Genomic DNA, 20,407 nt, shown 5'->3' with positions numbered 1-20,407 from the left:
TGTTCACGTGCCCTTCGACCGGCCCGGAGTTGTGGTCGAGGGTCAGACCGGCGGTGACGGCATCGAGATCACGGCGCAGGCCGGCGGCGAAGGACCGCAGGGGCGGTGATCCGGTGGCGTCGACGTCGGTCATCCAGCTGATGAGTTCGAGTCCGCGCCGCTCGACCATGATCTCGGCGAAGCCGCGGACGTGCTCGCGAAGGGCGGTCAGTGCGGGGCTGCGTTCGAGGATTCCGGCGAGGCGGCGGCTGTCGGCGTCGGTGGCATAACCACGGGGCCGTCACGGTTGGATCGTCGATGTCTCGGATTGCGTGCCGACGAATGGGCACCTTCTGTCAGCTGCAGCCCGTCCTGATCCGACACGGCAGGTGTCTGGTCGAGTCAGTAGTTGATGGGATCCCGCGAGATCGGGCAGGTCATGCAGTGTCCGCCGCCGCGGCCTCGTCCGAGCTCAGCGCCCGTGATTTCGAGGACTTCGACGCCGGCATCACGCAACAGTCGGTTGGTGTGCGTGTTGCGGTCGTAGGCGAAGACGACGCCGGGTTCGATTGCGACGAGGTTGTTGCCACTGTCCCACTGCTGTCGTTCCCCGGCATACCAACCGCCGCCCGGTTCGATTCTGCGCAGCGGGGTCGACAGCGCCGCGCCGACGACGTCGATCCAGTGCGCGCCGTGGTGATCGATGACATCGAGGCGGCCCTCGGTTCCGGGCCGCAGTTCGATCGGATGGATACCGTCGACAATATCGGGGTAGTAGGTGACGATGTCTCGATCGGCGAAGGTGAATACGGTGTCCAGATGCATCGCTGCCCGCAGTTTGGGCATGCCGGCAACGAGCACACGGTCGGCTGCTCCGGCACGGAAAAGTGCATGCGCGACCTGAGTGATGGCCTGTCGACTGGTGCGCTCGCTCATGCCGATCAGGACGGTGCCTGCCCCGACCGGCATCACATCACCGCCTTCGAGAGTGGCTTGGCCCCATGTCTGTTCGGGATCGCCCCACCAGATCGTGCTGTCTCGGAAATCGGGGTGGTACTCGTAGACAGCCTTCATGAGCAGGGTCTCGTCATGGCGAGCGGGCCAGTAGAGCGGGTTGAGTGTGAGGCCGCCGTAGAGCCAGCAGGTGGTGTCGCGGGTGTAGAGCGTATTCGGTAGGGGTGGCATCAAGTATTCGTTTACGCCGGTGGATTCACGAGCCAATGCGAGGTAGGGCGAACGGAAGTCGTCGGGGAGATCGCGAGTGGACAACCCCCCGATGAGGTACTCGGCCAGCCGGTCGTCGGGAAGCGAGTCCAGGAAGGCTCTCGTGTCGTCGACCAGTCCGAGACCGACCTCGTTGGCAACGATCTTGCGGTCCAAAAGCCATGCTTTCGCCTCAGGCACGGCCATCGTCTCAGCGAGCAGTTCATGCAGCTCGACGACCTCGACTCCGCGTTCCTGCAACGTTTGGACGAATTTGCCGTGGTCCTCTTTGGCTTTGTCCACCCAGAGGACGTCGTCGAAGAGGAGGTCGTCGTTGTTGCTCGGAGTCAGCCTCTCGTGCGCCAGGCCCGGCCGGCACACGAGCACCTTGTTCAGGGTGCCGACCTCGGAATGGACCCCATGTGGCGCGCTGCTGGGCATGCTGTTCTCCTGAATCACTGGTGCGGAAGGTACGGAGGCTCAGGCGGAGTGGGCTGTTCGATCTGGACGACACCGGTGGCCATCAGCACAATCCCGACGACGGCTCCGACCGAAACGACAGCGAAAATCGCCAGGCCGGGGCGGGTGAACACGGCCTCACCCCGTTTACGTCGTGCAGAGTAGTAGAGCAGCGTCGCCGGGGCGAGCAGCACGCACGAGAGGAAGAGGAACAAGTACCCTGCCGCCCACAGCAGGAACAGGGTGTAGACGGTGGAGATCGCAGCCACGACCAGCTCGCGCGTACGACTGCGGTCGTCGGCGGGGTAGCCATCGTGTGTGAGCGCAAGTTTCAGGGCATAGGAGGAGGCCAGCGCGAAGGGCAACAGTGCCAGTGCCGCGGTGAGGTCGAGGGTGAAATCGAGCGCGTTGTCGACGAACTGGACAGCGAACAGGATGGCGGTGACCAGGATCGAGGTCCACAGCACCGCAGACTCCGGGGCGTCGTGCTTGTTGAGTCGTGCGAAGTAGTCCGGAAAGTCCTTGTCTTTCGCTGCAGCGTAGACGACATCAGCGGCGAGCAGCTGCCAGGCGAGATAGGCGCCCAGCACCGAGACGATGAGTCCGATCCGGATGAGCGTTCCGCCCCATTCGCCGGTTACGGATTCGAGCACGCCTCCGATGGAGGGTTGCGGCAGCGCGGCGATTTCTTCTTTGGGAAGGATGCCGTAGGACAGGATCGAGATGCTGGCGAACAACGCCAGCACCGAGAGGAACCCGAGGACGGTTGCCCTGCCGACGTCGGACCGCTTCTTCGCATGGCGCGAATAGACGCTCGCGCCCTCGATGCCGAGAAACACGAACACCGTGATGAGCATGGTGCCTTGTACCTGTTGGAACAGCGAATCCCCGCCGGGAAGGTCGTATCCGCCGGTCAGATTGTCGACGAAGACGTCCGTCTCGAAGAAGAAGATCACAAGAATCAGGAACAGCAACAACGGAACGAGTTTCGCGGCGGTGACGATCGTGTTGATCCATGCCGCCTCCTTCACGCCGTTGCGAATGAGGAAGAAGAACCCCCACACCGCAGCTGCCGACACGGCGAACGCCCACCAGGTGTCGCCCGACCCCAGAATCGGTTCGAGATCCGGGAACAACTGCGACACGGTGGTCATGATGAGCACCCAGTAGAAGGCGTTGCCGGCGCACGCGGAGGCCCAGAAGCCGACCGCAGACAGGAATCCGGGGTAGACGCCGAATCCTTCACGGGCGTAGACGTACACGCCGTTGTCCAGATTCGGTTTGCGTCGCGCCAGGTTCTGGAAAACGAATGCGAGGGTGAGCATTCCGGTGCCGGCGATCGCCCAGGAGATCGCCGCGCCGTACACCCCGGTCTCGCTCGCGAATCGCGAGGGCAGCTGGAAAACCCCTGCGCCCACCATCGAGCCGACAACCATCGCGGTCATGGCAGGCAGGCCCAAAGTGCCTGTTGCGTTCGAGGCGCTCACCGTGGAGGTGTTCTCGGTCATGACTCCACGCTCGATCCTTCCTGCCGTGCATGTGTCACGGGTTCGGTAGGGAAGTCGGCGAAAGTATAATCGCCGATTTCGGTGGGGATGTCGCTGAATGATCGTTTCTGTGCGACATGAGGGTTCGGTGCTCACAGGTGGAGCTGCTGACAAGGACAGTCCTACGGTGTGTAGTGGGTACGCGAAGGTGGCGCAACTGCGGGTTTTTCTACCCGATTCGAACCGTCCATCCATCGGAGTTGGCTGTCAGTAACTCTCCGACAAGCCGTTCAAGGCTCTCGCGGTGGCACGATGCAGGACGGTAGTTGGCGAATTCGACTGTTCCGGGACGATGTCGATGGCAAAATAACGGTCGCGTGATCGCCCTGATGATCGGACCCTTCTGAGGGTAGGTGCTTCGCCCCGGGTGCGTTCCGCCGTGTCAGGCGGAAGCTGGCAAACCCGATTCCTCGAAGAGGGAACGAGATGTCAGTGCTGGTGGCGTGATCTCGACAGGGAGGTCAAGATGCCGTCCGATACCGCTGAGTGGGCAGTACAGATTCTCGTCTTCATTATTGTCGCGTATCCGATTGTCGGCGGCCTGGCATTCATCGTGTCCAGCTTCTACTACCACGTGTTCTCGGAAAAGCGCGAAATGCCGCGGTATCTGCAGCATGGCGAGCCGTTCGTGACGATTTTCGTCCCCGCGCACAACGAAGAATCGTCTATCGCCAGCACCGTGCACTACCTGGCGAGCCAGATCAACTATCCCGCGGACAAGTACGAGATTCTGGTCATCGACGATGCGTCGACCGACCGAACCGCCGAGATCCTGGCGCAGCTCCAGGACGAGCTTCCTACCGTCCGCGTGATCACCGTCGTCCAGAACTGCGGCAAGGCCCATGGGCTCAATGTCGCTCTTGCGTATGCCAACGGCGACTTCCTCTTGTCGAACGACGCCGACACCAAGCCCAATCCGGACGCGCTGTGGCAGTACATGAGCTATTTCGAACGGGACGGGGGGCACAACGTCGGTGCGGTGACCGGCAACATGCTCGCGGCCAACCGCACGACGCTGACCGCACAAGCGCAACAGAACGAATTGAACTCGATCATCGGTCTCATCAAGCGTTCACAAATGTCCTACGGTGCTCTGTTCGCATTCTCCGGGGCCAACACCATGTACCGGAAACAGGCCGTGATCGACGTCGGTGGGTGGCATGCCGAACAGCCGACCGAGGACATCTCCATCGCCTGGGACATGCAGCAGGCGGGATGGCGCGCTCTGTTCGCCCCGCATATCCGGTTCTTCCTCGACGTTCCCGAACGATTGAAAGCGCTGGTCAAGCAACGGCGACGTTGGTCCTCAGGTGGCATCTACGTTCTTCTGAGCAAAGGCCCCAAACTGCTGCGACATCCGGTGGCGAACTTCCGGATGATGCCCGTGATCCTGGACTACGGCATCAGCATCGTCTGGAGCTTTCTGTACTGGATCAGTATGGCGTTGTTCCTCCTGGCCCAGGTGTACTTCGCGGTGGCCCAGAACTGGGAGCGGTTCTGGCACAACTGGTACATGGTCGGCATCTTCGTCGCCATCCAGATGGTCGTCGGGTTGATCCAGTTGACCACTGCGTCGTACTACAACGACGGCGGCAAGACCCTCAAATACATCGTGTTCGCGCCCTGGTACATGCTGGTCTACTGGATGGTGAACACCTGGACCGTCGTCTATGAGTTCATCCCCACAGTCGCTAACCTCAATCTTTCGTGAGTCCCGCGTGCCGGCCTGAGCGGCTTCGGATTGGATGTGGAGACCGTGGATCCGGTGTGCATCCACGCTCGGTCGCCCGACACGGTCGGGTGACGCGGAGGTCCACGGCCCCGAGAACGGTTTCCTTTCGTCTCGATCGGACAGATAAGAACTGGTCACGCAGGCGCAGGAAGCGCTGCGAGCCGGTTCAGGCCGGCCATGAGAACATCGACATCCGGAGCTGTGACGGCCAGCCGCAGACGAACACGGCGGGCATGCCGGGCGATCCTCCCGGCGATCGACAGCAACCGCAGCCGCACCCGTTTCGGTTCCCACCGCCGTGCCGGAACCTCGGTGAATGCGAGCATCTGCATCCACGTGAGCAGCTCGCATGCGAGTTGCACGAGCGCCAACCAGATCCGGTTCTGATCGAAACCGTGCAACGGAAGATTCTGCAACCTGGTGACTTTCGCTGCTCGGATCCGGTCCTCGCACCGAGCCCTACGCCGGTGCCGCAGCTCCAGATCGGGCAGTTGGCCTCGGCGGGTGTTGGTGACGAACGCGGTCAGGCGTAGCCCGTCGCGGTCGGTGAACCGCAACTGTGCACCCGGATGCGGCCTCTCCTTCCGGACGATCACCCGCATGCCTTTCGGCCACGTCGACAGATCGAGCAGGTCGGTGATCTCGGCGACCCAGGCTCCGTCGCGGACCTGGCCGTCGGCGTCGTAGGCCGGGGTCCACGCCTGGTCAGGGACTAGATCGATTGCTTCGGCGTGGGCGTCGGTCAACCCGAATCCGACCGAATACGAGAGCCTGCGCTTGGTCAGATACTCGATCAAGGAGTGGGTGCCCCCGGCACCATCGATCCGGACCAGCACCTTCTTCCCGACCCGATATCCCGGGTCGAACGGCAACTGCGCCAGGGCGTCCTGCACCACGGTGATGTGATCGGCGGCAGTATTCGACCCGGAGTTGCCCGGCCGCAGCAGCATCGCGACGGGTTCACCGGTACCGCCGGTGCCGTGGTCGACGAACGCGCACAACGGATGGAAACCGAAGCCACGCTTGAACGTCGGAGCGGCCTGTTCCTTCTCGGAATGCGCGGTGACCAGGGTGGCATCGATGTCGAGGACCAGCGGATGGGCTTCGTCGATGGCGTGGTCGGGAGCCGATGTGCCGGCAGCGGCCCAGGCGTGGGCTCGGGCGGTGGCGCGGGCCCGGCCGATCGCGGCGAGCGCGGTGTCGGCGTCAGCGGCCAACACGCTGATCAGGCGGGAGACGGTGGGATCCGAGGCCACCGCACCGAAGATCTCCGGGTGCGCCCGCAGTTGTGCGATGTCGGCGAGGCAGTCCCCGCCGATCGCCAATGCCGTCGCGAGATCGAGCACGATCTTGCCGGGATCGTGTCGGGCCAGCGGTTTTCGATACGGTGCGAGCTCGGTCGTCAACGCCGCAGCGAGGCCGGTCTTCTCCGCGGTGCGCAGCAGCAGAGCCGCGCCGGCATGGGACACGACGCCGGTTCCGGTGGCCGATGCGGACACGCGTGGGTAGGGGGACGTAGACTTGCTCACCGGAATGGTGCTCCTCGAACTGCGGCGGATATGACCCTAGACAAGTCACATCTTCGCAGTTCAGGGCACCATTCTTTGCATGCGACACTCGGTCGGTTCGCTATCTCCGTGAAAGCCCGAGGCTAAGGTGTGGCACCGTCGAGACGGCGGCACGTGGCGGTCCCCGGAGCGTTCCACCAGCCTGCAGGTCACCCGTTCTGCAGGAAAGCGCGAAGCGCCATGACTGCCACACCGTCCTACATCAGACATCACGTCGACGAGGATCACGTCACCGTCGACTGGTTCTTCGGGCGACAACGCCTCGGCACGAAGGCAACCCAACTCGTCCTGGTACTGCTCGGCTGGTTCTTCACCGTGCTCCCTGTGGTCATCACCGCCTCGGCCCTGCTGAACCGGAACAACGACAACCGTGGATGGTGGGGATACCACGAAGGTTTCGTCATGTGGGATCTCACGATGGCATTCCTAGGCATCCTCATCTGCTTCTTCGTCGTGGGCTTTTTCGTCCTGCATCTCATCGACCGCGCTGGAAGGAGAGGTCGCGCGAAGGAGAACACCTACGACGAACCGCGCCTGGAACAGCGCCTGCAGATCGCGGTTGACTGGTACGCCGACAAATTCGGACCCGAAGCAGAACGTAGACAGCGAACGAGAATCCGGATCGAACCGTGGGGTGACATCGAGACCTATGAGCTGCGTGGGTTGTACCGGCAGAACGGAGTCGAATGATGCCGATGTCGTCAGCAGACCAGGAGCTCGTCACCACCATGAAGCAGCGTGAGTTCCACATCAAGCGGAGACAACGCGCCGCCGACGCCGTCCACTACGAACTGCGGCGCTACCGAGTGCTGATCGTCGGTGCGGTCGCAGTACTGGTCGCAACAACGATGCTCTGCATGCTGTTCGCCCTCAGGAATACTCTTCCTGCCGCCTGGGGATGGTGGCGGCCGGCCATCGTCACCGCCCTGATCGGAGCGATCCTCGGTGCCTATATCGGGCAATCCTCACTGCACACGGTGTACGGACGAAAACTGGTTGCCGGTAAGGAAAACCGGGTGCGAGAGAAGTACAGTGCAGATCTGCACGCGGGACGGCGGTGGCTGCAGTACTACTACAAGGGCGAGAACATCTCCGGATACGTACCGCAGATTCTGTACTTCATCGAAGCAGAGCGGCGTTTCGATTCGGTGGATGCCGCGCTGGCCTGGGCCAAGGTCACCCGCCGCCCGGGAACCGACGTCGCCGATCGCGCAATGGACAGGTTCAACCACGTCGCGGCGCACACCAACCTGGCAGCCATCGCCAGTACGAACCAGTTCGGTCAACCGTCGATCCGTCTCATGCGCTTCGTCACCTCAGACCGACCCGGGATATGGTACGTGACCACCGCACCGGACTCTCCGAAAGTGCCGGAGTTCGATCACGGCTGGCTCGCGCTGCTGACCCAACCAACCGAGTCAGGGGACACGGTCAGCAGCAACCGGGTCCGGGCCAGGTGCCTGGGCACGTCCTTTGTCACGATTGCCGAGTTGTATCGCACCCAGGTACCGGGATATCTGGACGGCCTGACCGAGGACGAACAACAACGCGAATTGGTCTACGAACTGACACTCGAGTCGGCAACGGTCGACAACTGGCTAGAGCACGATGTAGTCGAGTTCCGCTCTCGGGAGCGGCCCGAACCGGACGGACAGTGAACCCAGAGCGACGATACCCGCAACTCGCCGCGCCGGACAGAGCCTGGGACTACCCCGTTTCGGGCCGCGGTTGAGCACCCCGGGCGCGAGAATCACCTGGTCCACGGCACGGTGCGTGACGCGGTGCGCCCCTGGATTCGTGGGGGTCGAACCTGTGGTGGCCGCAGGACCGGGCCTGGTTCGTCGCCACCGACATCGATCTGATGTCGACCTACATCGGCTCGTCGATCGAGTGTGCCCGAGCGCTGCGGGCCTGCCCGGCTCGAGGCCATCGACACGGAAGCGACGAATCGCGTCACCTGGGACAGTGACGACCTCAACCCGCTACCGCCGAACCCGTACCAGCCGTGAAGAGGCCAGGCACCGGCATCGAATGGCAGCCGTCGCGGACATGTGTCGGTGCCGACGGGCATCCTCACAGTCATGAGGTCGCGACAGTACGAGTTCCTCGAGCACTACCCGTTCGCCGAGTTGCACCTGCTGGGCTGGCGCCTCAAAGAGCTGGCACCTACCTGCGTGAACGCTTCGCCGCGGGGTGCACCGATGCTGCCCGTCTGACAGCGGAGATCACCGAACGCGGCTACCGCGGCAGCGCCAAAACCGTCCGCCGGTTCCTGGCGCCACTGCGCACCGAACACCGGACGCGGCCGGTACCACCGCCGGTGCCATCCCCCGGCAGGTCACCGGGTGGTTGACCGATGAGGTCGGTGGCCGGCGCGGTTACCGACCAGGTACCTGTGCTGCGAGGCGCGGGACGTGAGGCGCCGGGCACCGCAGTGCCGAGGCGTTCGCGGTCGGCGTCGTCGAGGTTGAGCGCGGCAGCCAGCGCCCGGACCGTGTGCGGGTAGGGACGCTGCCGCTCCCCACGCTCGAGCGCGCTCACCGCCTTGACCGAGATACCGGCTCGCTCGGCGAGCTCCTCCTGGGTCAGGCTGCGGGACTTGCGCAGACGCCGCAGGACGGCACCGAAGCTGTTCTCGTTCTCCTGCGCCACAGCAGGGACGGTAGCCGACCGGCGGCACCGTCACACGCTTCAGGGAAGAAGTGGGATGTCGGGAGAATTCGAAGTCGGTTCTCAGTAGTGGGAGAAGTGTTCACCCAATGACGGTTCGTGCTGGGCTGCACGCGCACATGGACGAACGGATCCGCTTGGCCGTCGGTTACACGCTGTGACGATCGAACCAGCGGATGGCTGGCGGTCGAGCGGATACTCGAGAAAGAGAGCGTCGCGGCGAAGAGTAGCCGAGCGACACGTCAGTTCCTCCCCAGGAAGCGGCCCGGTTTGAAGTTTGATTAGATAACCATCAATATAGATGTGTGTCGATACAAGTTGATCCGGGCGGTGAACCCTGCTGCGCCCCGCTTGCGCGTGAGCCCCTGACCGAGGACTGGGCCGGGGATCTGGCCCGGATGTTCAAAGCAATCGGCGATCCCGTGCGCCTGCGGATGCTGAGCCTGATCGCCAGCCACCAGGGCGGGGAAAGCTGCGTGTGCGACATCGCGCCCGCGTTCGATTTGTCCCAGCCGACGATCTCGCATCACCTGAAGGTGCTGCGCGAGGCCGGACTGCTCGACTGCGAGCGCCGCGGAACCTGGGTGTACTACCGGGTGATTCCGTCCGCGCTGGCGCAACTCTCGGCGGTGCTGTCGCCGGAGTCCGGTGTGGTGGCGGGTTCGGACTGCGCCTCGCCCGACGTCGACGCCGAGGTGACACGGTGACCGGGACGACCACCGAGCACCCGGCCGTGGTCGGGAAACTCTCGACCCTGGACCGGTTCCTTCCGGTGTGGATCGGTGTCGCGATGGCCGCCGGCCTGCTGCTCGGCCGCCTGGTACCCGGGATCGGGGACGTGTTGTCCGCGGTGGAGATCGACGGCATTTCGCTGCCGATCGCCCTGGGCCTGCTGATCATGATGTACCCGGTGCTGGCGAAGGTCCGCTACGACCGGCTCGACACCGTCACCGGCGACCGCAGGATGCTCACCGGCTCGCTGGTGCTGAACTGGATCGTCGGCCCGGCACTGATGTTCGCCCTCGCCTGGATCTTCTTGCCGGACCTGCCGGAGTACCGGACCGGCCTCATCATCGTCGGCCTGGCCCGCTGCATCGCGATGGTGATCATCTGGAACGACCTGGCCTGCGGTGACCGCGAAGCCGCCGCGGTGCTGGTGGCGATCAACTCGGTGTTCCAGGTGCTCATGTTCGCGGTGCTCGGCTGGTTCTACCTCTCGGTGCTACCCGGCTGGTTGGGCCTTGAGCAGACCACCATCGACACCTCACCCTGGCAGATCGCGAAATCGGTGCTGATCTTCCTCGGCATCCCGTTGCTCGCCGGGTTCCTCACCCGGCACTACGGGGAGATGGCGAAGGGACGCGCCTGGTACGAGCAGACGTTCCTGCCCCGCATCGGACCCGGGGCGCTGTACGGGCTGCTGTTCACGATCGTGATCCTGTTCGCCCTGCAGGGGGATCAGATCACCTCGCATCCGGTCGATGTCGTGCGGATCGCGATCCCGCTGCTGGCGTACTTCGCGATCATGTGGGGCGGCGGTTACGCCCTCGGAGCGGCGATGGGTCTGGGCTACGAGCGCACCACCACCCTCGCGTTCACCGCCGCGGGCAACAACTTCGAGCTCGCGATCGCGGTGGCGATCGCCACCTACGGCGCCACCTCCGGGCAGGCCCTCGCCGGGGTCGTCGGACCGCTGATCGAGGTGCCCGTGCTCGTCGCACTGGTCTACGTGTCGCTCGCACTGCGCACGCGTTTCACCTCTCCCGCATCCGCGACCGTCGCCCCGGCGGCAGTGAAGGAGTCCTGACATCGTGGCCACACCGTCCGTGCTGTTCGTCTGTGTCCACAACGCCGGCCGCTCCCAGATGGCCGCCGGATTCCTCGCCGCGCTCGCCGGGGACCGGATCGAGGTCCGCTCCGCCGGCAGCGCACCCGCCGACCGGGTCAACCCGGCCGCGGTCGCGGCGATGGCCGAAGTCGGAATCGACATCTCCACCCAGAACCCGAAGATCCTCACCGTCGACGCGGTGCAGGCATCGGACGTGGTGATCACCATGGGGTGCGGGGACACCTGCCCGGTCTTCCCCGGAAAGTCCTACCGCGACTGGGTTCTCGACGATCCTGCCGGACAGGGTATCGAGGCGGTCCGGCCGATCCGCGACGCGATCAAGAGCAAGGTCGAGGCCCTGATCGCCGAGCTGACCGGGCACCTTCCCAGCGCTGACGTCCGGGGCTCGAGATGACGACGAGCGTCGATGTCGTGGTGATCGGCGGTGGCCAGGCCGGTCTCGCCGCCGGCTACTACCTGCGCCGGGCCGGACACCGCTTCGTGATCCTCGACGACCAACCCACGGCCGGTGGGGCCTGGCCGCACACCTGGCCCTCGCTGCGCCTGTTCTCCCCGGCGGAGTACGCCTCCCTGCCCGGCTGGCCGATGCCCCGGTGGCGGGACGGGTTCCCGCCCGCACAACATGTCGTCGACTACCTCACCGCCTACGAGACCCGCTACGACCTGCCCATCGAGCGGCCGGTGCGGGTGAACACGGTGCGTCGCGACGGCCGGGCCCTGGTGGTCGAAGCCGGCACCCGACAGTGGCGGGCCCGCCGGGTCATCAGCGCCACCGGAACCTGGCAGCGGCCGTTCCGGCCGACCTACCCCGGCGCCCGCATCTTCACCGGCCGGCAGTTGCACACCGTCGACTACCGCACCCCGGCCGACTTCGCCGGCGCGGACGTCGTGGTCGTCGGCGGCGGCAACTCCGCCGCCCAGCTCGTCGCCGAGATCTCCACCACCGCCTCGACCACCTGGGTCACCAGCAGGCCGCCGCGGTTCCTGCCCGACGGCGTCGACGGCCGAGCACTGTTCGAGCTCGCCTCCCGCCGCGCCGCCGCCCTGGCCACCGGGCAGCGCGACCCCGGCGGCATCGCCGCCCTCGGGGACATCGTCATGGTCCCGGAGGTGCTCGCCGCCCGCGACCGCGGCGCCATGACCGCACTGCCGATGTTCGAGCGCCTCACCCGCGACGGCGTCGCCTGGGGCGATCTGAGCCGGCACGCCGACATCGTGCTGTGGGCCACCGGATTCCGGCCCGCACTCGGACACCTGACACCGCTGCGGCTGCGCGATCACACCGGCACCGTGCCGGTCTCCGGCGCCCGCGCCCTGAAGGAACCGCGCCTGCATCTGCTCGGCTACGGCGACTGGACCGGCCCCGGATCGGCCACCATCCTCGGCGTCGGCCGCAGCGCCAAATCCGCCGTCGCCGAACTCGACCTCGACGACTGACCGACCTCATCCGGGAAAGGATCCTGTGACGAGCGCACCCTCGGTGCTGTTCGTATGCGGGAAAACTGCGGCAAGTCCCAGATGGCCACGAGGCTGGTTCGGGGCTCGCCGACGACACATTCGACGTCTGGTCAACATGCGAAACCCGGTGCAGGTATTGAACATTCGTGCTGGTTTCCTCGCTAGGTCCCCGGTCGAGAGTTCGTGTGCCAGGGATGGCAGCAGGCACTGCTCCCAACGGCTCGTGTTCCGGCCTGCGTCGATATCGAGTGGTCGAATCAGGCGTTCATGAACGAGTGGGGGAAGGCGGCCGGAGACCCGGTGGGGTTCAGTCGAGGGTGAGCTGGTTGCGGTGGAAATCGAAGTGCTTGCCCGGATATCGGTAGAGTTCTTCGAGGGTCATGACATCGGTGAAGAACGGGTCCCAGCGCACGGGGAACGCCATGCTGCGTCGCAGGTTCGCGTCCGATTCCCGGGCCAGGGAGCGTTGTAGTGACTCGATGACGCGGTCGAAGTGCCGACCCATCCGGCGGCGATCGAACACGGTTGCCGCCATACACGATCCCCGATAGTTGATCTCGTGGAACGCCGGTGTGACCGCGTCCAGAGTCCACGCGAACCCGCGGCCGACCCAATCGGGCAGCCGGGAGAACACCCGGACCAGAACCAGCAGCCGCCGCACCACCATGTAACCGAACACCATGTGGAACAGCAGCTGTTCATTGGTCCATCGGGTCCCGGACGATGGTCGATCGAGTTCGCCCGCACCGGCGCTGTCGAGCAACTCGTGCAGCACGGTCCGGGCCCGTTCGAGGTCGGCGGCGATCGCGGCGCGATCGACGGGTGGCGGCTCGGACATGACGTGCCCCAGGCGGTTCGAGTGGGACTTACCCGGCGACGGGACTGCGGCGCTCGAGGAAGACGGTGTCGCGCCAGATTCCGTCGAGTTGGGCGATGCGTTCGCGGAGGCCGACGGTACGGAAGCCGGCGGAGTGGTGCAGGGCGATGCTGGCCCGGTTCTCCGGGAAGATCGAGGTCTGCAGTGTCCACAGCCCGGCCTCGTCGGCGGCGATCACCTGGGTGCGCAGCAGGGATTTTCCGACGCCGCGCCCGCGCATGCCGTCGGCGACGTAGATCGAGTTCTCGGCCACGCCCCGGTAGCAGTCCCGCCCCGAGGTCGGGGTCAGGGCGGCCCAGCCGACCACCGTGCCGTCGATCTCGGCGACCCATCGATGCCCGGGCAGCCACTGCGCGTCCAGGGTTGCCCGGGAGGGAACCTCGGTGGTGAAGGTGGCGGTGCGAGTGGCGATTCCTTCGCCGTAGATCCGGCGGACGTCGTCCCAGTCCCGGTCGGTCATGGGGCGCACGCTGATGTCCTCGGGAAGGTCGGCCGGGCAGCACGGCCGCGGGGTGAGCACACCCATGACCGCGTCGGCGGCGTGCGGGAGCCCGGTGCAGCACGCGGGGTTGACCATGACGACGGTGCTGGTGCGGTCCTTGTGGGCGGTGACGAATCCGACGTCGTCGAGCTTGCGGACGTGGTGCGAGACGGTGGGTTGGCCGATGCCGAGGGCGTCGGCGAGTTCGCCGATGGTTATGCCGGCGGGCCGGGACGCGACCTGGTGCAGCAGCCGGACCCGGGTGGGATCGGCGAGGCAGGCGAACCAGCCGACGTAGGTCACCGCATCCTCCGGCGCCAACGTATCCACCTGATCGGCGCCGGGGGTGCGGACGCAGGGCTGATCCGGGGGATCTTCACCCTGATCCAGGCCACCGCGATCACCGACCGGTGGGGCGCCACCGAATACGGGCGCCTGAACGGGCTGATGTCCGCGCCGATCGTCGTCGTCATGGCCCTGGCCCCGTGGTCTGGCGCAGCACTGTCATCTCTCACCGGGAGCTACGCCCACGCCTACCTGATCCTCGCCGCCGCAGCGGTGCTCGCCGCCCTGGTGGCGACCGCGAGCATGCCCCGGCCACGGTGACAAGGGCCAGGGACAGATGCGCCGGGAGCCTCGGCCTCGGACGGTCCGACCGACTCGACGGTGGCCGCATCCGGTATCCGTTCGATCGACGTGACCCGGCGGCGGAGTGCGTCCACCTCGCGGTTGCCTCGTCTGAGGAAGCGGGCTCCCACCATCGGGTGGGAGCAACCTTCTTCCGAGAGGAACCCTCCGATGACCACTCACCCGTCCACCCACCCCGCCGGCGACGACCGTGGGGGTGCGCGATGAGCGCCCCGGCCGTCGTGGTCGAGGATCTGCACGTCGCCTACAGCGCGACGTGGGCCCTCGACGGCGTCGACCTCGAAGCCGCCGCCGGGACCACCCTCGGGGTACTCGGCCACAACGGCGCCGGCAAGACCACCCTGATCCGCACGCTGACCACCCTGGTGCAGCCCACCATCGGCCGCGTGCAGATCGAGGGCCTCGACGTGGTCGGTGAGGCCACCGAGGTGCGCCGCCGGATCGGGGTGACCGGCCAATACGCCGGACTCGACGAATTCCTCACCGCCCGAGAGAATCTGGAACTGATGGGTCGTCTGACCGGGCTGCGCCGTACGGCCCGTGCGCGGGCCGACACTCTGATCGACCGGCTCGGGCTGCACGAATACGCGACCCGGCGGGTGGGGGAACTGTCCGGGGGTTCTCGCCGCCGGATCGACCTGGCCGCCAGCCTCGTCGGGTCCCCGTCGGTGCTGTTCCTGGATGAGCCGACCACCGGCCTGGACCCCCTCGCCCGCACCGGGCTGTGGGACGTCGTCGACGAACTCACCACCGCCGGCACCACCGTCGTGCTCACCACCCAGTACCTCGAGGAAGCCGACCGGCTCGCCGACCACATCGTCGTCCTCAGCCGTGGTCGGGTTGCCGCCCGCGGCACCCCCGCCGAGCTGAAACGGATCGTCGGGGGCAAGGTCCTGACCACCACTATCCCCGCTCACCAGATCATGGACCTGCCGTTCACCCCGACCACCGACCGGATCGACGGTGACCGGGTCCGGGTGTCGGTCACCGTCGATGATGCCCCCGCCGCAACAGAATTGGTTGCCCATCTGCACCGCAGCGGCATCGCGGTCACCGACCTGGACGTGACCTCCCCGAGCCTCGACGACGTCTTCACCCACCTGGCCCACACCACCGGAGTCCACAAATGACCACCATCCGCACCACGACCACTTATCGGCGCCCGGCGGTTGCGGACCAGCTCGCCGCCCTTACCGTCCGGAACCTGCGCACCAGTGCCCGGGTACCGCAGCTGTTGATGTTCTCGCTGACCATGCCGATGGCGATGCTGGTGCTGTTCAGCCAAGTCTTCCGCAGCGTCGCCGCCGGACCCGGTTTTCCGGGCGGGGTCAGCTACATCGACTTCCTTACCCCGGCCATGCTCGCCGTCTCCACGGTGATGGCCGGCACCAACGCCGGGGTGTCCGCCGCGATCGATCACACCAACGGCCTGCACGACCGCTTCGCGGCGCTGCCGATGCGGGCGTCGCTGCAGGGTATGGCTCGCACCATCAACGAGGCCGTCTTCACCCTCGCCCGGGCCGCGCTGCTCGGGATCGCCGCCGTGGCTTTGGGTTTCGAGTTCCACGGCACCGCAGGGGATGCAATCGCCGCGGTCGTCGTGCTGGTGGTGCTGGCCGGGGCGATGAGCGCGCTGTTCGGGCTGATCGGGGACCGGCTCCGCCGCCCGGACGTGGTTCAGTTCGCAGGGATGATGGTGATGATGCCGCTGATGTTCATCTCGAGCGCGTTCGCACCGATCGAGACCATGCCCGGCTGGATGCAGGCCATGGCGACAGTGAACCCGGTCGCACACGCAACCGACGCCCTGCGCGGACACGTCCTCGGCACCGCCACCGCCGGCGACACCGTCGCAGCCCTCGTCGCCGCGATCGCATTGTGGGCGATGGTGATCGCCGTTCCCGTTCTGGCCCGGCGGATCCGGCCGGCACACGCCCGCTGAACAGCGAATCCGCCCCGTCCCTCCCCATACGGAAGAGGCAGGGCGGATTTGCCGTGCGCTCCTCGTCCGGAGCCGGGCACTCTTCTGACCTCCACCCCGGGGAAGGGATGGAGGCCAGGTGAACGCTGTGGTCAGCAGATGCGCCCGGTGCCGGCGTCGACGGTGCTCATGATTCGGCGTCGAGCAGCAGCATTTCCTCCGCCACGATCAGGTCGACCTCTTCGCTGGTCAGACCCGACAACAGATGGGTGGTCAGCATCGCTCTCACCTCCTCACCGCACTTCTACTGGTACGTCGAACCGGAGAATCCGGAATCGACATCGACACCCATACAGACGAGGACCGTCGGGCTCGGACGCAGAGTGCGTCCGAGCCCGGGTCACCGTCGTCCGTACCTCTGCAAGGACCCCTGCGGGGTCGCCCCCCGCGCCTCGGGACGAGGATCCTGAAAGACGGAGAGGAACCGATAGATCATGAGCGAGGACACGGCCACCACCGCGACGACACCAGCCGATCTCGAGCAGCTCTGGCGCCGCTTCTCGGGCGACTTGCGGGCCTTCATCGCCCGCCGCGTCTCATGCCCGGAGGACGCCGACGACATCCTGTCGATCGTGTTCCTGCGGATGGCCAAGAGCCTCGACCATCTGCGCGAGCAGGACCGCATCCTCGGGTGGATGTATGCCATCACCCGCAACGCGATCACCGACTACTACCGGTCCGCGCCCCACCGCCGCGAGCTGGCCGTCGACACCGTCCCCGACAACCCGGCCGACGGAGAACCCGACGCCGCCGACGAAGCGGCGGAGAAGGAACTCGCCTCGTGCCTGGTGCCGATGCTCTCCAGGCTGCCCGCCGAGCAGGCCGCGGCGGTGAAGATGGTCGACCTCGACGCCCGAACCCACGCCGCCGCTGCCAACGAGGCGGGAATCTCGGTGTCCGGGATGAAATCCCGGGTCCAACGCGGCCGCGCCGCTCTCCAAGCCCAACTGCACGCCTGCTGTCGGATCAGCCAGGATCACACCGGCCACGTGCACGACTATCAGCCCCGTAGCGGATCCTGTGCCTGCGGAGCCACCCCACCGGCGGACCGGTAAACCGGAGCACAGCGTCCGGTCACGACGACCGGTGGACCGCACGAGACCACACAAACGAGTGCGGTGCGAGCAGATTCGCTCGCACCGCACCGCGTTGCGGATGACCAGCTACTGGCAGCCGCATCCGCCGCCGGCCGTCGCCGCCGGACCACAGCACGTCGACTTCTCGCTGTGGTCGCAGCACGTAGTTTGCTCTTCGGCGCTGCAACACGTGGGTGCAGCAGCCTGTGGGGTCGCGTCCGTTCGATACGTCGCCGCGGTCTCGAACTCGTTCGGGTTGGTCATGGTGACTCCTGGATCCGTGGGGATGGGTACCGGATCAGACGAAGGAGCACGAGAAGGGACGCAACCCCACGAAACAGCAGCGCCGGAACCGCCATAGGCGATGTGGGTACGCGCTTCCCGTTCAGATCACGGGATGTGGTTGCGGTGAAGCACCGACAGGACGAGAGGTGGGTGTCAAAGTCGGTAACCGAGGCAGCGACCGTGATCATTGGGCAAGCACTCGGCTGCCGCTCCGCGGCGTAGCCGTTGGAGCCGATGACGGGAATCGAACCCGCGTATTCAGCTTGGGAAGCTGATGTTCTACCATTGAACTACATCGGCACGCTGGGCTTTTGCCGATTTTCACCGGCTCGTCCCTAGCTCGTCGCACACTGTATCAGACTCCCCGCGACCTCTGTCACGATGTCTGCGGCGTGTGTCGCCGGCCGCTCACACGAGGGCGCGGCCGGTCCGGATCCGCCACCGCATGTCGGCGAGGAGCAGCCGGTAGGGGGCTTCGCGGACGGGGACGGGAAGTCGCTTGTTGACCTTGCCGATCGCGCGCGTGACCCGGTCGAAGCGACGCTGGTCGCGCGGGCTCCACGCCAGTCGCATCTCGTCGCGGAACAACGGTGGGAGGAACCCGGCGGTGAAGAACAGATTCATCCGGCCGAACAGCAGCGACGCCGGACCGGGCACGAATTCGAGCTTGGTGATGGACAGCAGGTGCTCGCGGATCTTGTCGTCGATGTGGACCTTCTTCAGGCCCTCGTTCCAGTACTCCTCGAACGCCTCCCGGTCGACCGGCCACATGTCCGGCTTGACCTGCAGAGTGGTGCCGAACCTGGCGCCGTTTCGGTAGAAGTAGTCGACGTGTTCGTCGGCGATCGGCCCGTACAGCGCCCGGTGCACGTCCTCGAATCCGCGGTAGATGCACGCCGCGACCCACAGCTGCAGTTCCGGATCGAATGCGTTGTACTTCACCGGGCTCTCGGCGGTGGACCGGACCTGCCGGTGTGAGCGATTCACGGCCTCGCGGAACAGCTTTCGTTCCTCTTCGGTGCCGCGCGCGGCGACCGCGAGGTAGCCGAGGGTGGTGCGGGTGCGCTTGAACGGGTGATCGAACAGACGTCCCGATTCGACGCGGCTCTCGAACACTCCGTAGCCGACGCCGGGCCACGACAGCTGCATGATGATGTTCGCGGCTCCGGCGGCGAGGCCGATGCCGTCCATCGTGTCGTCGAGTCCTGCCGGCTTCTCCGTCGTCGTCACGCTCCACCCCTCAATGCGAACAGTATCTGGATACGAATGTACGCAGATATATGACGCTCGTAAAGCAGCGAGGCTGACAAGATGGCCGCATGGCAACAGGACGGCTCTACGGGGGACGCGGCGGCGAGGAACGGCAGGCGGACCGTCGCGCCCAGCTCATCGAGGCAGGTCTCGACCTGCTCGGCGCACCCGACGGAGAACCCACCCTGTCGGTGCGCGGCGTGTGCAAACGCTCCGGCCTGGCCTCGCGCTATTTCTACGAGAGCTTCGCCGACCGCGACGCGCTGACCGGCGCCGTCTACGACCACGTCGTGCAGCAGATCGCGCAGAGCACCCTCGCGGCCGTGGCTGCCGCGCCCCGCGACGAACGCGGCATCGTGCACGCGGCCGTCGCGAACATCGTTCGCGAGATCGCCGCGGATCCCCGCCTGGGACGCGTGCTGTTCTCCGTCAGCCAGGCCGATCCGCAACTCGCGCGCCGCCGACTCGAGTCCGCGCGCATGTTCGCCGGGCTGGTGACGATGCAGGCCGAGGATTTCTACCAAGCGAAACTCAGCCCCGCGCTCGATCTCGCGGCGCACTTCGTCGTCGGCGGGCTGGCGCAGGCACTCACGTCCTGGCTCGACGGCACGGTCCCCCTCGAGGAGGACGAGGTCGTCGAGGCGTGCACCGAACTGCTTCTCACCGCATCGACGATGATGCGGTGATCCGGCCGGCGGCCGCGAACGCCCCGGCCGCGACCACCGCCGCACCCGCGAACATCGCCGCGAACCCCCACACGGTGGCTGCGGACGCGGCGAACACCACGGCCCCGGCGCACAGCCACACCGATTGCGCCGCAGCATCATTGACCTGCATCGCCGCCGAGCTCGTGCCCGTCTGCTCGGGCGGCGAGTAGTCGAGCAACAGCACCGACGTCGACGCGAACACCATCCCGATCCCGAGGCTCGTCACCGACCAGCCGGCCAGCGCGATCGCGGGCCACATATCCGACCAGAGCACGGTGGTCGACGCGCCGATCCCGAGTGCGAGCGCCGCCGTACCCCACCGCACGCGCACCGCCGCATCGGACAGCGCCGACACGTGCGCCGCCATCCACGCCCCGGCGAACCACGCGAGCGCCGACACCGTCAGGAACATCCCGGCATGCGCGGGCGTGAACCCGTGGAACTGCACCAACGCCAGCGGCACGTACACCTCGGCTCCGAAGAACGCCGCGCCCGTCAGCGACCGCGCAGACAGCACGGCGGGCAGGCCCGCGGCGAAACGCCACGTCCCGGCGGGCACCAACCGCGGTACCGACCAGCACACACCCGCGACCGCCGCGGCCAGCAGCAGCGGCCACCCCGCGACCTCCCGTTGTC

At 66.2% G+C, this 20,407-nt stretch carries 20 protein-coding genes, 1 tRNA gene and 1 pseudogene; 13 read left to right on the top strand and 9 right to left on the bottom strand.

The features are described 5' to 3' along the window. Positions 1-381: 381 nt before the first annotated feature. The gene (locus ACN675_RS21260) at positions 382-1,623 is read right to left on the bottom strand and encodes an arginine deiminase (RefSeq protein ID WP_420752727.1); all 1,242 of its coding nucleotides are present in this window, start codon (positions 1,621-1,623) and stop codon (positions 382-384) included. Positions 1,624-1,637: 14 nt separating this feature from the next. Continuing rightward, on the bottom strand, positions 1,638-3,149 hold the full coding sequence (locus ACN675_RS21255) for a basic amino acid/polyamine antiporter (protein WP_420752726.1): 1,512 nt from the start codon (positions 3,147-3,149) through the stop codon (positions 1,638-1,640). Positions 3,150-3,654: 505 nt separating this feature from the next. Here ACN675_RS21255 and ACN675_RS21250 point away from each other — a divergent pair. Beyond that, entirely contained in the window at positions 3,655-4,899 is a 1,245-nt protein-coding gene (locus tag ACN675_RS21250) for a glycosyltransferase (RefSeq protein ID WP_420752725.1), read from the top strand. 155 nt (positions 4,900-5,054) lie between these two features. Here ACN675_RS21250 and ACN675_RS21245 read toward each other — a convergent pair whose 3' ends face one another. Beyond that, complete coding sequence (locus ACN675_RS21245) at positions 5,055-6,449, bottom strand: IS1380 family transposase (protein WP_420752724.1); 1,395 nt, start codon at positions 6,447-6,449, stop codon at positions 5,055-5,057. A 219-nt stretch (positions 6,450-6,668) separates the two neighbouring features. Between ACN675_RS21245 and ACN675_RS21240 the strand changes: the two genes are divergently transcribed. From ACN675_RS21240 to ACN675_RS21230, 3 genes are all read left to right on the top strand, one after another. Then, complete coding sequence (locus ACN675_RS21240; protein ID WP_420752723.1) at positions 6,669-7,178, top strand: hypothetical protein; 510 nt, start codon at positions 6,669-6,671, stop codon at positions 7,176-7,178. Then, positions 7,175-8,146: a hypothetical protein gene (locus tag ACN675_RS21235; protein ID WP_420752722.1), complete on the top strand. Its 972-nt coding sequence runs from the start codon at positions 7,175-7,177 to the stop codon at positions 8,144-8,146. The genes ACN675_RS21240 and ACN675_RS21235 overlap by 4 nt, the downstream gene beginning before the upstream one ends. A 423-nt stretch (positions 8,147-8,569) precedes the next feature. Continuing rightward, entirely contained in the window at positions 8,570-8,704 is a 135-nt protein-coding gene (locus ACN675_RS21230) for a hypothetical protein (protein WP_420752721.1), read from the top strand. A 22-nt stretch (positions 8,705-8,726) separates the two neighbouring features. Here the strand turns inward: ACN675_RS21230 and ACN675_RS21225 are convergent, their stop codons facing one another. Beyond that, entirely contained in the window at positions 8,727-9,140 is a 414-nt protein-coding gene (locus tag ACN675_RS21225) for a helix-turn-helix domain-containing protein (protein WP_420752720.1), read from the bottom strand. Positions 9,141-9,463: 323 nt separating this feature from the next. Here ACN675_RS21225 and ACN675_RS21220 point away from each other — a divergent pair, with 323 nt between their 5' ends. From ACN675_RS21220 to ACN675_RS21205, 4 genes are read left to right on the top strand one after another with little or no spacing between them, the layout of a single operon-like run. Next, positions 9,464-9,865: an ArsR/SmtB family transcription factor gene (locus ACN675_RS21220; protein WP_420752719.1), complete on the top strand. Its 402-nt coding sequence runs from the start codon at positions 9,464-9,466 to the stop codon at positions 9,863-9,865. Then, a complete protein-coding gene (arsB, locus tag ACN675_RS21215; protein ID WP_420752718.1) occupies positions 9,862-10,965 on the top strand; it encodes an ACR3 family arsenite efflux transporter in 1,104 nt (367 codons plus the stop codon). Before ACN675_RS21220 ends, arsB begins: the two co-directional genes overlap by 4 nt. Before the next feature lies 1 nt (position 10,966). Beyond that, positions 10,967-11,401 carry an arsenate reductase ArsC gene (locus tag ACN675_RS21210; protein ID WP_420752729.1) on the top strand — a complete coding sequence of 145 codons (435 nt, stop codon included), beginning with the start codon at positions 10,967-10,969 and terminating at the stop codon, positions 11,399-11,401. Continuing rightward, the gene (locus tag ACN675_RS21205; protein ID WP_420752717.1) at positions 11,398-12,444 is read left to right on the top strand and encodes an ArsO family NAD(P)H-dependent flavin-containing monooxygenase; all 1,047 of its coding nucleotides are present in this window, start codon (positions 11,398-11,400) and stop codon (positions 12,442-12,444) included. Before ACN675_RS21210 ends, ACN675_RS21205 begins: the two co-directional genes overlap by 4 nt. A 328-nt stretch (positions 12,445-12,772) precedes the next feature. On the opposite strand, the gene ACN675_RS21200 is transcribed toward ACN675_RS21205, so the two are convergent. Together ACN675_RS21200 and ACN675_RS21195 are read right to left on the bottom strand one after the other, a co-directional pair. Further along, positions 12,773-13,303, bottom strand: coding sequence for a DinB family protein (locus ACN675_RS21200; protein WP_420752716.1), 531 nt, complete (start codon positions 13,301-13,303; stop codon positions 12,773-12,775). A 28-nt stretch (positions 13,304-13,331) separates the two neighbouring features. Continuing rightward, complete coding sequence (locus ACN675_RS21195; protein WP_420752715.1) at positions 13,332-14,153, bottom strand: helix-turn-helix domain-containing GNAT family N-acetyltransferase; 822 nt, start codon at positions 14,151-14,153, stop codon at positions 13,332-13,334. On the opposite strand from ACN675_RS21195, the gene ACN675_RS21190 reads away from it, so the two are divergent. From ACN675_RS21190 to ACN675_RS21175, 4 genes are all read left to right on the top strand, one after another. After that, positions 14,067-14,429, top strand: coding sequence for a hypothetical protein (locus ACN675_RS21190; protein WP_420752730.1), 363 nt, complete (start codon positions 14,067-14,069; stop codon positions 14,427-14,429). The two genes, ACN675_RS21195 and ACN675_RS21190, sit on opposite strands and share 87 nt — an antisense overlap. A gap of 245 nt (positions 14,430-14,674) precedes the next feature. Beyond that, a complete protein-coding gene (locus tag ACN675_RS21185) occupies positions 14,675-15,601 on the top strand; it encodes an ATP-binding cassette domain-containing protein (protein ID WP_420752714.1) in 927 nt (308 codons plus the stop codon). A 5-nt stretch (positions 15,602-15,606) separates the two neighbouring features. Further along, positions 15,607-16,413: an ABC transporter permease gene (locus ACN675_RS21180; protein WP_420752728.1), complete on the top strand. Its 807-nt coding sequence runs from the start codon at positions 15,607-15,609 to the stop codon at positions 16,411-16,413. Positions 16,414-16,886: 473 nt separating this feature from the next. After that, on the top strand, positions 16,887-17,507 hold the full coding sequence (locus ACN675_RS21175) for a sigma-70 family RNA polymerase sigma factor (protein ID WP_420752713.1): 621 nt from the start codon (positions 16,887-16,889) through the stop codon (positions 17,505-17,507). Positions 17,508-18,039: 532 nt separating this feature from the next. Here the strand turns inward: ACN675_RS21175 and ACN675_RS21170 are convergent. Both ACN675_RS21170 and ACN675_RS21165 read right to left on the bottom strand, forming a co-directional pair. Continuing rightward, a tRNA-Gly gene (locus tag ACN675_RS21170) sits at positions 18,040-18,113 on the bottom strand. A gap of 108 nt (positions 18,114-18,221) precedes the next feature. Next, positions 18,222-19,043, bottom strand: a complete 822-nt coding sequence (locus ACN675_RS21165; RefSeq protein WP_420752712.1) for an oxygenase MpaB family protein — start codon at positions 19,041-19,043, stop codon at positions 18,222-18,224. A gap of 89 nt (positions 19,044-19,132) precedes the next feature. Between ACN675_RS21165 and ACN675_RS21160 the strand changes: the two genes are divergently transcribed. Beyond that, positions 19,133-19,750 carry a TetR/AcrR family transcriptional regulator gene (locus ACN675_RS21160; RefSeq protein ID WP_420752711.1) on the top strand — a complete coding sequence of 206 codons (618 nt, stop codon included), beginning with the start codon at positions 19,133-19,135 and terminating at the stop codon, positions 19,748-19,750. Here ACN675_RS21160 and ACN675_RS21155 read toward each other — a convergent pair. Further along, positions 19,725-20,407, bottom strand: a pseudogene (locus ACN675_RS21155) (hypothetical protein); the annotation flags it as partial. The gene ACN675_RS21160 and the pseudogene ACN675_RS21155 sit on opposite strands and share 26 nt — an antisense overlap.

This window comes from Rhodococcus sp. O3 (genome assembly GCF_048897285.1).
In the GTDB taxonomy this organism is placed as follows: domain Bacteria; phylum Actinomycetota; class Actinomycetes; order Mycobacteriales; family Mycobacteriaceae; genus Rhodococcus.
Note: the sequence above shows the minus strand (reverse complement) of the source record. Positions and strands in the feature narration are given on the sequence as shown.

What these genes read in the sequence shown, in the direction of transcription:
- ACN675_RS21185 (WP_420752714.1), top strand. Translation starts at nt 14,675, where the DNA reads ATGAGCGCCCCGGCCGTCGTGGTCGAGGATCTGCACGTCGCCTACAGC.
- ACN675_RS21240 (WP_420752723.1), top strand. Translation starts at nt 6,669, where the DNA reads ATGACTGCCACACCGTCCTACATCAGACATCACGTCGACGAGGATCAC.
- ACN675_RS21255 (WP_420752726.1), bottom strand. Translation starts at nt 3,149, where the DNA reads ATGACCGAGAACACCTCCACGGTGAGCGCCTCGAACGCAACAGGCACT.
- ACN675_RS21230 (WP_420752721.1), top strand. Translation starts at nt 8,570, where the DNA reads ATGAGGTCGCGACAGTACGAGTTCCTCGAGCACTACCCGTTCGCCGAG.
- ACN675_RS21250 (WP_420752725.1), top strand. Translation starts at nt 3,655, where the DNA reads ATGCCGTCCGATACCGCTGAGTGGGCAGTACAGATTCTCGTCTTCATT.
- ACN675_RS21260 (WP_420752727.1), bottom strand. Translation starts at nt 1,623, where the DNA reads ATGCCCAGCAGCGCGCCACATGGGGTCCATTCCGAGGTCGGCACCCTG.
- ACN675_RS21205 (WP_420752717.1), top strand. Translation starts at nt 11,398, where the DNA reads ATGACGACGAGCGTCGATGTCGTGGTGATCGGCGGTGGCCAGGCCGGT.
- ACN675_RS21175 (WP_420752713.1), top strand. Translation starts at nt 16,887, where the DNA reads ATGAGCGAGGACACGGCCACCACCGCGACGACACCAGCCGATCTCGAG.
- ACN675_RS21200 (WP_420752716.1), bottom strand. Translation starts at nt 13,303, where the DNA reads ATGTCCGAGCCGCCACCCGTCGATCGCGCCGCGATCGCCGCCGACCTC.
- ACN675_RS21160 (WP_420752711.1), top strand. Translation starts at nt 19,133, where the DNA reads ATGGCAACAGGACGGCTCTACGGGGGACGCGGCGGCGAGGAACGGCAG.
- ACN675_RS21235 (WP_420752722.1), top strand. Translation starts at nt 7,175, where the DNA reads ATGATGCCGATGTCGTCAGCAGACCAGGAGCTCGTCACCACCATGAAG.